This window comes from Bordetella muralis (assembly GCF_965139205.1).
Taxonomy (GTDB): domain Bacteria; phylum Pseudomonadota; class Gammaproteobacteria; order Burkholderiales; family Burkholderiaceae_B; genus Bordetella_A; species Bordetella_A muralis.
Map to the genome: position 1 here is coordinate 97,831 of NZ_CBCSIU010000013.1, position 13,188 is coordinate 111,018.

A 13,188-nucleotide genomic window follows, 5' to 3' on the forward strand; every position below is an offset into this window, starting at 1 on the left:
GCGCCGCCGCTACCACCGCAAACTCGCCGTAGTGCGAGAAACAGCGACGCAGGGCGCGCTCAGCTAGATGCCTTCGCGATACGGTGCGGTCGGGTTGACCTCGCGGTATGAGCTCACCGTCCCGTCGGCCTCGGTTTCTTCCAGCCGGACTTTGAAGCCCCATAAGCGCCCCAGGTGTTTCATGACCTGATCGGCGTCTTCCGCCGCCAACGGCCTGCCGCGCGTACGCAAGTGCCGCAGCACCAGTGACCGATCCGATTCGCGGCGATAGCGCACGATCTGGATATCCGGCACTTGATTGTCCCGGTTGTGCTGCTCGGCCAGCAGTTTACGAATGTGGCGATAGCCCTCGTCGTCGTGAATCGCGGCGACCTCGAGCACCGGCTTGGCCTCGTGGTCGGCGATCGCGAAAAAGCGAAACTCGCGTATCAGACGCGGCGACAGATATTGCGAGATGAACGACTCGTCCTTGAAGTTGCGCATCGCAAAATCCAGCGTCTTGATCCAATCGCTGCCTGCGATATCAGGGAACCATTTACGGTCTTCTTCCGTAGGCGATTCGCAAATGCGGCGGATGTCCTGCATCATGGCAAAACCCAGCGCATAGGGATTGATCCCGCCGTAGCCGCGCTCGTCGAAACCGCGTTGGCTGACGACGTTGGTATGGCTCTGCAGGAACTCCATCATGAAGCCATCAGTCACCAAGCCTTTTTCGTGCAGGCGGTTCAGGATGGTGTAATGCCAGAACGTGGCCCAGCCCTCGTTCATGACTTTGGTCTGCCCTTGCGGATAGAAATACTGCGCGATCTTGCGCACGATGCGCACCAGCTCTTTCTGCCAAGGCTCCAGTTTCGGCGAGTGCTTTTCGATGAAATACAGCAGGTTTTCCTCGGGCTCCGGAGGAAAGACGACGCGCTGCTTTTCTGCAGCCGCGTCGGCTTCGACACGCGGCAAGGTGCGCCACAGATCGTTGTACTGCAGCCGGGCGTGTTCCGCACGCTCGGCCTGGCGTTGGGCTTCTTCTTTGTACGATACAGGGGTGGGACGCTTGTAGCGGTCTACACCATGAGGCGTCAGGGCATGGCAAGAGTCCAGCAAGGACTCCACGGCATCGATCCCGTAGCGGCTTTCGCAGTCCATGACGTATTTACGCGCAAAGACCAGGTAATCCAGAATGCTGTCGGCGTCCGTCCACTGACGGAACAGATAGTTGCCCTTGAAAAACGAGTTGTGGCCGTAGCAGGCATGAGCGATCACCAGAGCCTGCATGGCCATGGTGTTTTCTTCCATCAGGTAGGCAATGCAGGGATTGGAGTTAATGACGATCTCGTACGCCAGCCCTTGCATCCCGCGCCGGTAGAACTGCTCGTTGCGGATGAATTCCTTGCCATAGGACCAGTGCGGATAGCCGATAGGCAGGCCCGCTGACGCATAGGCGTCCAGCATCTGCTCGGAAGTAATCACCTCGATCTGGTTCGGATAGGTGTCCAAGCCGAATTCCTGAGCTACCTCCGCGATGGCTTGGTCATAACGCTGGATGAGTTCGAAGGTCCACTCGGAGTCTTCGGAGATGGGCCGAGCCCCTTGCAGGGCCTCCAGCTCGGCACGAGAGCCAGTCAGTGCGTTCATGATGATACGGGCTCCTTCTTGAACAGATCGTGGAACACGGGATAAATCTCTCCGCGTTCGCAGATCCGGCGCATCACAAAATGCGGCGCCGTTTTTTGTTCGTATTCGGCCCACAGGCTGCTTTTGCGGGCCTCTGGTGAATCCGGGACCTCGATGTACGCGAAATAACGCGTGGCGGGCAACAGATTTTCGGCCAAATAGCGCGCGCTTTTACCGGCGTCGGCGCCGAATGAATCGCCATCGCTGGCCTGCGCCGCATAGACGTTCCAGGCGCTGGGCGGGTAGCGTTTCTGCACGATCTCGTTCATCAACTCCAAGGCCGACAAAACGATGGTGCCGCCGCTCTTGGGATCGTAGAAAAAGGTCTGCTCGTCGACCTCCTCGGCATTGTCGGTGTGACGGATGAACACCACATCCACATGTTCGTATTTACGCGACAGAAACAAGTACAACAGCGTAAAGAAGCGTTTGGCGAGATCTTTCTTGCCTTCGTCCATCGAGCCGGAGACGTCCATCAGGCAGAACATCACCGCGCGCGCCATCGGCATGGAGACCGAAATACGGTTGCGGTAGCGCAGGTCCAGATCGTCGAGAAAAGGGACATTGTCCAGGCGTTGCTGGCAGTCTTCGACCTCTTGGCGCAAGACGTCTATTTCGGCTTGCGGAGCCCCTCTCGCAATTGCAGCGTCCAGTTTGGCCTGAGCCGCCTCCAGCGCGGCACGCGCAGCGACCGTCAACGCGACGCGGCGCGATAACGAGGCCTTGAGCGTGCGGCTGACGCTCAAGAGGCTCGGAGAACCGGTTGTCGTATACCCCGCGCGCTGCCATTTCTTTTGTTCTACGTCACCCAGTTGGGTACGTATCAGATGTGGCAGCTCCAGGTCTTCGAAGAACAGGTTCAGGAATTCGGCGCGAGACAGGCTGAAGGTGAATTGGTCTACGGATTCGCCTTCACCAGGCTCGGACCCGCCCTGCCCCTGCCCCCCTTGAGGACGCTGGAACGTGTCGCCTTTGACGAACTCGCGGTTGCCGGGATGCACCAGCTCGCGGTCGCCGCCTTGGCCGTGCCTGAAATGCGGCTCGGAGATATCGCGAGCGGGCAGGTTGATTTCCCCGCCCTGGTCCATGTCTTCGATGGACCGCTCGCGCACCATATCCTGCACGGCCTTGCGGATCTGGTCTTTGTATCGCCTGAGAAAGCGTTCCCGATTGACCGCGCTTTTATTGCGGCCATTCAGACGCCGGTCGATCAGTGAATTCATGATTCACCTCGCTCAGGATGACTTCCTCACTCTCAAATACCACTCGCACAGCAAGCGGACCTGCTTCTCGGTATAACCCTTGTCCACCATACGATCGACAAAGCTCTGATGCTTGGATTTGTCTTCCGCGGAAGCCTTCGCATTGAAAGAGATCACCGGCAACAGGTCCTCGGTATTCGAGAACATCTTCTTCTCGATCACTTCACGCAATTTTTCGTAGCTGGTCCAGGTCGGATTGCGGCCAGCGTTATTGGCACGGGCGCGCAATACAAAGTTCACGATTTCGTTGCGGAAGTCCTTGGGGTTGGCAATACCCGCGGGCTTTTCGATTTTCTCCAGCTCGTCGTTCAAAGCACTGCGGTCAAAGCTCTCGCCCGTCTCGGGGTCGCGGAATTCCTCGTCCTGGATCCAGCAATCAGCAAAAGTCACATAGCGGTCGAAAATGTTTTGCCCGTACTCGGAATAGGACTCCAGATAAGCGGTCTGGATTTCCTTGCCGATGAATTCCGCGTAGCGCGGGGCGAGGTAGCCTTTGATGAAATCCAGATAACGGCGACGGATCTCCTCGGGATAGTCCTCGCGGCCGATGCGCTGCTCCAGCACGTACATCAGGTGCACAGGGTTCGCGGCGACCTCGGTCTGATCGTGGTTGAAGACGCTGGACAGTATTTTGTAGGCAAAACGGGTCGATACCCCGGTCATGCCTTCGTCGGTACCGGCGTACTCTTTGTATTCCTGCAACGCCTTGGCTTTGGGATCGACGTCTTTCAGCGACTCGCCGTCGTAGACCCGCAGCTTGGAATAGATGCTGGAATTTTCCGGTTCTTTCAGACGCGTCAACACCGAGAACTGCGCCATCATGTCCAGCGTGCCCGGCGCGCACGGCGCCTTGGACAGCGAACTATTGCGCAAGAGCTTGTTGTAGATCTCAATTTCTTCGGTGACTTGCAAGCAGTACGGCACCTTGACGATATAGATACGGTCAAGGAAGGCCTCGTTGTGCTTGTTGTTGCGGAAGGTCTGCCATTCGGACTCGTTCGAGTGCGCCAGGATCAGGCCATTGAACGGAATCGCGGAGAACCCTTCGGTGCCCTTGAAATTGCCTTCTTGCGTCGCCGTCAGCAAGGGATGCAGCATCTTGATGGGCGCTTTGAACATCTCGACGAATTCCAGCAGCCCCTGGTTGGCCAGGCACAGCCCGCCCGAGTAGCTGTAGGCGTCGGGATCGTCCTGAGAGTGGCGATCGAGCTTCCGGATATCGACCTTGCCGACCAGCGAGGAAATATCCTGGTTGTTTTCGTCGCCGGGCTCGGTCTTGGCAATCGCCACTTGGCGCAATACTGACGGGTTCAGGCGCACCACGCGAAACTGCGAGATATCGCCGTCGAATTCTTTCAATCGCTTGACGGCCCAGGGCGACATGATGCCGCTGAGATAGCGGCGGGGAATGCCGTATTCCTTTTCAAGCGTATCGCCGAATCGATCGGGATGAAACAGGCCCAATGGCGACTCGTTGATGGGCGAGCCTTTCAGCGCATAGATGGGATAAGCCTCCATCAGCACTTTCAAGCGTTCTGCAATAGAGGATTTACCGCCGCCGACTGGCCCTAGCAAGTACAGGATCTGCTTGCGTTCCTCGAGCCCTTGAGCCGCGTGCTTGAAGAAAGCCACGATTTGATCGATGACGTCTTCCAGCCCGAAAAACTCTTTAAAGGCAGGATAGCGCCGCACCACTCGGTTGGAAAACAACCGGGACAAGCGCGGGTCATTGCGCGTATCGATGAGTTCCGGCTCCCCTATCGCCGCCAACATGCGTTCTGCGGGACTGGCATATGCCATGGGATCACTTCTGACCAGATCGAGATATTCCTCTAGGGAAAGCTCGGTTTCTTGGTCTTGCGCATACAGCGACTTGAAGCCTTCGACGATGTTTTGCACGGAGAACCTCCTACAGCTCATGGTCGGTTAACGAGTCCGTCGTCCCATTGTGTTCCTCATTTTCGAATGTCGCTAGACTTTCTCGTAATGGGATTATGCACATCATCTTGATATGTTGCTTTCGGCACACACCATAGATTGGGTTAACGAGCCTGTGTTACGTTAGGCTATAGCATCCAGGAACAAGTTCCGCGAATCAAGCAAAGAATCATCAAAATCGTGTGAAAGCTGGTAATGCACGTTTCAGTGCATATCAGAGGCGCAAATTCAGGCCGCGACTGCACAAGCAGCGCGCATCACGCGCACGAATGGTGCGCACCAGAACGCAAAAAGGGCGTGCCCAGGCACGCCCCGTGCTGATCTGCTCTCACGAAAATCAGACCGAAGGACTGACACTGAGCATGCGCTCGACGTAGCGCGCAATCGTATCGACTTCGAGATTGACACGATCACCGGCGGCAACGTTGCGCAAGGTAGTGACGGATTGGGTGTGTGGAATGATGTTGATGCTGATGTCACATCCGCCTACAACATCCGTGACACGGTTTACCGTCAGGCTGATGCCATTGACGGTGATGGAGCCTTTGTACGCCAGAAACCGCGCCAGATGTTCCGGCACGCGAATCACGAGTTCGCGGGATTCCCCTACGGCCTCGAAACGCAGGACCTCGCCCATGCCGTCGACATGGCCAGACACCAGATGCCCGCCAATCTGATCGCCGACTCGCAGTGATTTTTCGAGGTTGACCTCGCCCACGCGATCCAGCCCCGTCGTCAGATTCAAGCTTTCGCGCGACACATCGACCTGAAATCCATTCGCCTGCAGTGCGATCACCGTCATGCAGGCGCCCTGCACCGCGATGGAATCGCCAAGGCGCACGTCGTTCAAATCGAGCTCGCCCGCGTCTATCGTCAGGCGTACGCCGCCCTGCTGAGTCTCTGCCAGTGGCTCCAGATGCGTGATACGGCCAACTGCCGCGACCAGACCGGTAAACATAATGGATTTCCTTTAGCCGTTAAGTGTGTGGGGCATTGCCCTTTTTATCTTTGCCACGCGAGCGCCCTAATCCTGACGGCACATGATCGCATGATGTAGAGCCTGCCAGCGGGCAGTATCTCGCGCACGCAGCCGCAGATCTGCGCCGAGACGAAGCGTATCCGTGAACTCGAACCGGCGGGCATGTTCCAGGTGCTCGATCAACGGCAAACGCAGCATGGCGGCAGCGTCTCCGAGCAAGACGGGCGCTAAATACACCAGCAACTCGTCCACGCAACCGGCCGACAATAACGCGCCCCCCAAGCCCGCGCCGGCTTCGACATGGACCTCGTTGATATCGTGGCTGCCCAGCCAGCGCATCATCGCGGGCAGATCGACGCGATGGGTATCGCCCTCGGGCAAGGCAATGACACGGACATTCCGGTCAGCCAGACGGGCTGCTTTGTCGGAATTCGCTGCCCGCGGATCTGCCGTAAAAATCAGGGTTTCTACGCCATCGGCGCTTGCGCTGTCGAACAGCAGAGCGTCCTCAGGGACCTCAAAACGCCCGTCCACGACCGCCCGGCGCGGCGCTCGCGTCGTCGGCACCGCGCGTACATTCAGACGCGGATTATCTTTGAGTACGGTGCCCATACCGGTCAGCACCACGCAACTGCGCGCACGCCAGGCGTGGCCATCAGCACGCGCGGCTTCGCCGGTGATCCATTGCGACGCGCCGTTATGCAGCGCGCTGCGGCCATCGAGCGACGCCGCCATTTTCACCCAGGCCCACGGCGTGCCCCGACTCATGCGGGCGACGAATCCGGCGTTGATTTCCAGCGCCTCGTCGGCACAGATCCCGGTCGTCACAGCAATCCCCGCAGCCCGCAACCGCGCAAGGCCTCGGCCATTGACTTGAGGATTGGGGTCTCCCATGGCGATCACGACACGGGCGGGCTGTGCGGCCGCAACGGCGTCGGCGCACGGCGGTGTACGCCCGAAATGGCTGCAAGGCTCGAGCGTCACGTACATCGTGGCACCTTGCACCGATTCGCCGCGAGCGGCGGCGTCGCGCAACGCGCAGATCTCGGCATGAGGGCCGCCAGGCGGCTGCGTCGCGCCTTGGCCCACGATGCGGCCATCTCGCACGATGACGCACCCCACCCTGGGGTTGGGAGTGGTGGAAGTCATCACGCTGCGCGCCAACGCCAAGGCCTGGCGCATCCAGGTGATATCGTCGGAAGGGATCGTATCAGTCACGTGTGCGATTGTATGCGCCGTGTTTGCGATTCACACGAAAGCCCACGACGATGTCATGTGCGCGAACAGATCGACAGCCCTTCCCCCTGCCGTCATTCAGACTCCCGTCCCCCCGACACGACCGCAATTCGAACGGCATCGAGCGGGGTCGAGCCTGGAAATCCGCCTTGACGCGGTCACGCAGCGCGAACGAGCGCTATTTCCGGCGCAGTTTGCCCGGCAGCATGGGGCCCTGCATCTCGCGAATCGCCTCGACAAACTCGCCGATGTCCTCAAAGTTCTTGTACACCGAGGCGAAACGGACGTAGGCGACTTTATCGAGCTTTTTGAGCTCGACCATGACCAGTTCGCCAATGCGCTCAGTCGACACCTCGCGTTGTCCGCTGGCCAGGAGAGTTTCTTCGATGCGAGCGACAACGCTGTCCACCTCGTCCGTGCTGACGGGACGCTTGCGCAGGGACAGGGACAGGCTGCCGCGCAGCTTGGCGGGATCGTATTCGCTGCGGCTGCCATTGCGCTTGACCACGGACGGCATGGCCAACTCAATGCGCTCGTAGGTGGTGAAACGCTTGTCACAGGACAGGCAGCGGCGACGGCGGCGAATCGTATCGCCTTCTTCGGATACCCGGCTATCCACTACCTGGGTATCGACATTGCCGCAAAACGGGCATTTCATGATGCGCCCCCCAGTCCATTTCAGTCGCCGTATTGTAAATGTTGCGGGCGCATGACGCGCCAGCGTGGCAAATATACGGCAGACGAGGGCTTGAGCCGGGGGAATTTACCGCCGTCCGCCTGGGCGGACTGGCGAGTAGACAGGTCCGATCAGGCCATCATGCGCAGGCGCCTGAGCAGGCGCCTGCATCGAAGGCTTAACGACCGTAGACCGGCAGGCGAGCCGTCAACTCGTTCACACGAGCGCGCACGGCAGCGATGTTGGCCTCGTCGCGCGGGTTATCCAGCACGTCAGCGATCAGGTTGGCCGTGAGTTCGGCGTCGGCTTCGGTAAAACCACGCGTGGTCATGGCCGGGGTGCCCAGACGGATACCGCTGGTCACGAAAGGTTTTTCCGGATCGTTGGGGATGGCGTTTTTGTTGACGGTGATGTGGGCCTGGCCCAACACGGCCTCGGCTTCTTTGCCGGTAATGCCCTTGGGACGCAGGTCGACCAGCATGACGTGGCTTTCGGTGCGGCCGGACACGATGCGCAACCCACGCTTGACAAGGGTCTCAGCCAGCACTTTGGCGTTCTTGGCGACTTGCTCGGCGTACTGTTTGAACTCAGGCGAGAGAGCTTCTTTGAAAGCCACGGCCTTGGCAGCGATGACGTGCATCAGCGGGCCGCCTTGAATGCCGGGGAAAATCGCCGAGTTGATGATCTTTTCGTACTCGGCCTTCATCATGATGACGCCGCCACGCGGGCCACGCAGGGATTTGTGCGTGGTGGAAGTCACGAAATCAGCATGCGGGAACGGATTCGGGTATACGCCACCAGCGACCAGGCCAGCATAGTGGGCGATGTCGACCATCAGGAGCGCGCCGTTCTCGTGCGCGATGCGTGCCATACGTTCGAAATCGATGCGCAAAGCATAGGCCGACGCACCAGCGACGATCAACTTGGGCTTGTGTTCTTTGGCGAGCTTTTCGACTTGTTCGTAGTCCAGCACTTCGTTGGCATCCAGGCCATACGAAATGAAGTTATACAGCTTGCCAGAGGCGTTGACAGAGGCACCGTGCGTCAGGTGACCGCCTTCGGCCAGACTCATACCCAGCACGGTGTCGCCCGGCTTGAGCACGGCCATGTAGACGCCCTGATTGGCCTGGGAACCCGAGTTGGGCTGCACGTTAGCCGCCTCGGCGCCGAAGATCTGCTTCAAGCGGTCAATGGCCAGTTGTTCGACGATGTCGACGTATTCGCAACCACCGTAGTAGCGCTTGCCCGGATAGCCTTCCGCGTACTTATTGGTCAACTGAGTGCCTTGGGCCTCCATGACGGCGGGGCTGGCATAGTTTTCCGAGGCGATCAGCTCGATGTGCTGTTCCTGGCGGACGTCTTCTTTCTGGATGGCGGCCCAGACGTCGGGATCTACCTGGGACAAGGTGAGTTTGCGGTCGAACATTGGGGGTTCCTGAGGCGTAAATAGGGGAACGGAGGTAATGGATGACCGTTAGTTTACCGCGATGGGTCCGCGGCGTTTGGGGCTAGGACCTTGAAATTGCGGAAATTTCGCTGAGAAGGCAGTCAAAAGCAAGGAACGCGCGGACAACATGCAGATCGCCTCAAGTTGAGCATGAGGCGATTTCATTTAGTTTGGTACGCCTGCTCGTCAGCGCCATAAGGCCCGAGCACGAGCCCCATTCCCAGCGCCGTGAGGAACTTGAGACACGGCCCCCGCATCCCTGTCTCACTGACAAAAATTCGCCCCTCAGCGACAAACGATGAGGGGCGAATCTGCCGACATCCCAAACAGCATCAGGTCGCAGCAGTGCTACCGATTTGCTTAGGCGCCAGATCCGGGTTCAGAGAATAGACGCCAGTCAGGCTATCCTGGGCCAGAATATGACCTTGCATCGCCTTCAGCACATCATTGCCGTTGAAGTTCCCATGCACGTCCAGTTTAGGAACGTCCAAGGCGTACAGCGTAAAGACATAGCGATGCAAAAGCTCGTCGTTCCACGGCGGGCATGGACCGTCGTAGCCGAAGTAATCCCCACTCATATCGCGATCAGCAGCGAACCATGACGTGTAATCGTTGATCCCTTGGCGAGCCTCGTTAGGAGCCAGGGGGCCTCCCTTGCCACGCGGGGTGATGCCGTTGGAAAAGGAGCCTTCTTCGATTTCACGCAGCTCGGGATCCAGATCGATCAAGACCCAGTGAAAGAAATCCACGCGGGGCAGGCTCGCCGGCACGGTACGCCCTTCCTGGTTGACGTCGTCGGGCTTTGAGGGGACATCCGGATCGTGACAGATCAGGGCAAACGAACGAGTGCCGTCGGGGACTTCACCCCAGGAAAACTGGGGATTGAAGTTGTCCGCGAGGATGACGTGCGACTGGGTGTCGATCTTGCCGAAAGCGTAGCGGTCGGGCATCGATTCGTTATCGGAAAAAGATAGACTCGAAAGTTTCATGTCGTACTCCTGCGAGGCAGTAGGCGCTTCCTACCCAGCCAAATTAACACGAGCGAACTTGCGCTTGCCTACTTGGATGACGTAAGACCCGGCCTGTAATTGCAACGATTTGTCTTCGACGCGGTCGCCGTTGACACGGACACCGCCTTGCTCGACATTGCGCTGGGCTTCGGCGCCCGAGGCAACCAGGCCAGCTTCGCGTAAGACTTTGAGAATCCCCAGCGGAGCGCCAGCCACATTGACCTCGGGCATCTCGTCGGGCACCGCGCCGTCGCGGAAACGGGCCTGGAAATTTGCCAAGGCGTCTTCGGCGGCTTGGGCCGAATGAAAACGGGTAATGATCTCTTGCGCAAGGGCGACTTTGGCATCGCGCGGGTTGGCGCCAGCGTCGGTAGCGGCCTTGAGCGCGGCAATATCGTCCAGCGAGCGGAACGACAGCAACTCGAAGTAACGCCACATCAGCGTGTCGGAGATCGACATCAGCTTGCCGAACATGGAATCCGGGGTTTCGGAAATGCCGATGTAATTACCCTTGGATTTTGACATTTTTTCGACACCGTCGGTGCCTTCGAGCAGCGGCATGGTCAGCACGCACTGAGGCGCCTGCCCGTACTCTTTCTGCAACTCGCGGCCGACCAGCAAGTTGAATTTCTGGTCAGTGCCGCCCAGCTCGAGGTCGGACTTCAGCGCGACGGAGTCGTAGCCTTGCATCAAGGGGTACAAGAACTCGTGCACGGCAATGGGAATGCCGCCTTTGAAACGCTTGGTGAAGTCTTCGCGCTCCATCATGCGTGCGACCGTGTAGCGGGACGCCAATTGGATCAGGCCGCGCGCGCCCAATGGATCGCTCCACTCGGAGTTGTAGCGGATTTCAGTACGCGTGGGGTCCAGCACCATGCTGGCCTGCGCATAGTAGGTCTGGGCGTTGGTTTCGATCTGCTCGCGCGTCAACGGTGGGCGTGTGGAGTTGCGGCCGCTGGGATCACCAATGGTGGACGTGAAATCACCGATGAGAAAAATGACGTTGTGCCCCAGGTCCTGCAATTGCCGCATCTTGTTCAGCACCACGGTGTGACCGAGATGGATGTCGGGCGCGGTGGGATCCAACCCCAATTTGATACGCAGCGGTACGCCGGTCGCGCGGCTCTTGGCCAGCTTGCGGGCGAACTCCGATTCGACGAGCAACTCGTCGCAACCGCGCTTGGCGACGCGCAGGTCGGCTTCGACTTCAGGGGTAATGGGGGCTTCGGGTTGAGACATATCTGGGGCCGGATGCGGCGATAAAAGGCTAAGAAAGAGCCGAAAATTGCAAAAAACGTGTAAAAACTGTCAACGTGATTGGGAAATCAGTCGAAAATTCTAGCCGAATCAGCTAGGATACGACGCTAATCATACGCAACTGCAGCCATTATGGCGTCATTGCCGTTGCGACCCGGCTAATCCCTGTTGTTCACAAGATGCCTGCCAGAGGCGGCTCCCGTTGCGTATCGCAGATGCGCTGGGTGATGCTGTGCTGGCGTACCGGCATCCTGGGGACTTACACCCCCCTGAAAGAAAGGCTTTACTTTGATAGATCGTGGCCCTCACAGCCCGGCTGATCGCTCCGTTGGCAGCACGGCCGCCCTGTCTCGCCCCGAGTCGCCCCGTCGTGCTGGCTGGCTACGCCGCACGTTACTGGTCAGCACTATAGGTTTATTTGCTGGCGCCGCCGCGTTGGGCATGGTCCAACAACCCGACCGCACTCAATTACCCCTGTCGCGTCAGATTCAAAGCGTTTTGCCCCTGACCGCGAATCAACTCAGCGTCAGCAGCGATGACAGCAATGCACCGTTTGTCAGCGAAACGCGTATCCGTGCCGGCGATACGCTGGCGTCGGTCCTGCAGCGTCTCGAGATTGACGCACCGGGCTTGCAACGTTTTCTGACGCAGGCGCCCAGTGCCCGCAGCATTTACAAACTGTACCCCGGACGCTCGGTGCAGGCTGCGACGGACAATGAGGGCAATCTGGTGTGGTTGCGGTACATCCACACCCCCGGCGAAGCAGACGACGGCCAGGTCACCACCAAAATGCTGCTGGTGACGCCGTCCGCAGACTCCTATACCGCCCGCGAGATCACCGATCGTACGGACTTGCAGACGCGCGTGGCTGTCGGCACGATTCGTAATTCTCTGTTCGGTGCGACCGATACGGCTGGCATTCCGGATTCGATCACGCAGCAGATGGCTGACGTGCTTGGGTCCAAAATCGATTTTCTGCGCGATATCCGCCCCGGCGACCAATTCCGTGTCGTCTATGAGGTCCGTTCGCATCAGGGCCGCTATGCCGGTGCCGGACGCTTGCTGGCCGTAGAGTTCATCAACAACGGCAAGGCCTACAACGCGGTGTGGTTCAGCCCGGATGGAAAATCGGGCAATTACTACGGCTTTGATGGCGTGAGCCTGCGTGGGGCGTTTTTACGCACCGCTTTGAAATTTTCCCGCATCAGTTCGACCTTTGGCATGCGCATGCATCCCATCCACAAAACATGGACGGGGCACAAAGGCGTGGATTACGCAGCCCCCTCGGGCACGCCGATCCATACCACGGCCGATGGCACCGTGGAGTTTGCCGGATGGCAAAACGGGTACGGTAACGTAGTCGTCGTGAAACACTACGGCGAGTATTCGACCCTGTACGCGCACCAGAGCCGTATCGCCCCTGACATCAAAGTCGGCACCAAGGTGTCGCAAGGCCAGTTGATCGGCTACGTGGGCTCGACGGGCTGGGCGACCGGACCGCATCTGCATTACGAGTTCCGTATTAACGACCGGCCTGTGGATCCTCTAGCCGCGGACCTGCCGATTTCTCGCCCGCTCGATCCGGACGAGGCTCGCAAATTCCAGGCGGCAACGGAGCCCTACAAGCAGCAGCTCGCGTTGTTGACTCATCTGCAGCAAACGCTGCCTGAGTCCAGCACGAATGTCGCCAGCCGCTGACCCGGCGCTTGCCTCGC

At 58.9% G+C, this 13,188-nt stretch carries 10 protein-coding genes; 1 reads left to right on the forward strand and 9 read right to left on the reverse strand.

Features of this window, described 5'->3' with window-relative positions; translation table 11 throughout:
• Positions 1-63 precede the first annotated feature (63 nt).
• The 9 genes from ACNA0I_RS18210 to tyrS all read right to left on the reverse strand — a co-directional run bounded on the left by ACNA0I_RS18210 (position 64) and on the right by tyrS (position 11,455).
• Positions 64-1,629 (reverse strand): SpoVR family protein, encoded by a 1,566-nt coding sequence (locus tag ACNA0I_RS18210; protein WP_415807425.1) that lies wholly within the window; start codon positions 1,627-1,629, stop codon positions 64-66.
• Entirely contained in the window at positions 1,626-2,891 is a 1,266-nt protein-coding gene (locus ACNA0I_RS18215) for a YeaH/YhbH family protein (protein ID WP_415807427.1), read from the reverse strand. Before ACNA0I_RS18215 ends, ACNA0I_RS18210 begins: the two co-directional genes overlap by 4 nt.
• Positions 2,892-2,903: 12 nt before the next feature.
• Positions 2,904-4,820 carry a PrkA family serine protein kinase gene (locus ACNA0I_RS18220; protein ID WP_415807476.1) on the reverse strand — a complete coding sequence of 639 codons (1,917 nt, stop codon included), beginning with the start codon at positions 4,818-4,820 and terminating at the stop codon, positions 2,904-2,906.
• Positions 4,821-5,205: 385 nt separating this feature from the next.
• Complete coding sequence (locus ACNA0I_RS18225; protein ID WP_415807428.1) at positions 5,206-5,826, reverse strand: riboflavin synthase; 621 nt, start codon at positions 5,824-5,826, stop codon at positions 5,206-5,208.
• Between the two features lie 66 nt (positions 5,827-5,892).
• Positions 5,893-7,065: a bifunctional diaminohydroxyphosphoribosylaminopyrimidine deaminase/5-amino-6-(5-phosphoribosylamino)uracil reductase RibD gene (gene ribD, locus ACNA0I_RS18230; protein WP_415807429.1), complete on the reverse strand. Its 1,173-nt coding sequence runs from the start codon at positions 7,063-7,065 to the stop codon at positions 5,893-5,895.
• Between the two features lie 196 nt (positions 7,066-7,261).
• On the reverse strand, positions 7,262-7,741 hold the full coding sequence (nrdR, locus tag ACNA0I_RS18235) for a transcriptional regulator NrdR (protein ID WP_094819793.1): 480 nt from the start codon (positions 7,739-7,741) through the stop codon (positions 7,262-7,264).
• A gap of 196 nt (positions 7,742-7,937) precedes the next feature.
• Positions 7,938-9,185 carry a serine hydroxymethyltransferase gene (gene glyA / locus ACNA0I_RS18240; protein ID WP_415807430.1) on the reverse strand — a complete coding sequence of 416 codons (1,248 nt, stop codon included), beginning with the start codon at positions 9,183-9,185 and terminating at the stop codon, positions 7,938-7,940.
• A 353-nt stretch (positions 9,186-9,538) separates the two neighbouring features.
• Complete coding sequence (locus tag ACNA0I_RS18245; protein ID WP_415807431.1) at positions 9,539-10,195, reverse strand: YbhB/YbcL family Raf kinase inhibitor-like protein; 657 nt, start codon at positions 10,193-10,195, stop codon at positions 9,539-9,541.
• Between the two features lie 30 nt (positions 10,196-10,225).
• Positions 10,226-11,455 (reverse strand): tyrosine--tRNA ligase, encoded by a 1,230-nt coding sequence (gene tyrS / locus ACNA0I_RS18250; RefSeq protein ID WP_415807432.1) that lies wholly within the window; start codon positions 11,453-11,455, stop codon positions 10,226-10,228.
• Between the two features lie 309 nt (positions 11,456-11,764).
• Here tyrS and ACNA0I_RS18255 point away from each other — a divergent pair, with 309 nt between their 5' ends.
• On the forward strand, positions 11,765-13,171 hold the full coding sequence (locus tag ACNA0I_RS18255) for a M23 family metallopeptidase (RefSeq protein ID WP_415807477.1): 1,407 nt from the start codon (positions 11,765-11,767) through the stop codon (positions 13,169-13,171).
• Positions 13,172-13,188 lie beyond the last annotated feature (17 nt).

What these genes read in the sequence shown, in the direction of transcription:
- ACNA0I_RS18210 (WP_415807425.1), bottom strand. Translation starts at nt 1,629, where the DNA reads ATGAACGCACTGACTGGCTCTCGTGCCGAGCTGGAGGCCCTGCAAGGG.
- ACNA0I_RS18215 (WP_415807427.1), bottom strand. Translation starts at nt 2,891, where the DNA reads ATGAATTCACTGATCGACCGGCGTCTGAATGGCCGCAATAAAAGCGCG.
- ACNA0I_RS18225 (WP_415807428.1), bottom strand. Translation starts at nt 5,826, where the DNA reads ATGTTTACCGGTCTGGTCGCGGCAGTTGGCCGTATCACGCATCTGGAG.
- nrdR (WP_094819793.1), bottom strand. Translation starts at nt 7,741, where the DNA reads ATGAAATGCCCGTTTTGCGGCAATGTCGATACCCAGGTAGTGGATAGC.
- glyA (WP_415807430.1), bottom strand. Translation starts at nt 9,185, where the DNA reads ATGTTCGACCGCAAACTCACCTTGTCCCAGGTAGATCCCGACGTCTGG.
- ACNA0I_RS18245 (WP_415807431.1), bottom strand. Translation starts at nt 10,195, where the DNA reads ATGAAACTTTCGAGTCTATCTTTTTCCGATAACGAATCGATGCCCGAC.
- tyrS (WP_415807432.1), bottom strand. Translation starts at nt 11,455, where the DNA reads ATGTCTCAACCCGAAGCCCCCATTACCCCTGAAGTCGAAGCCGACCTG.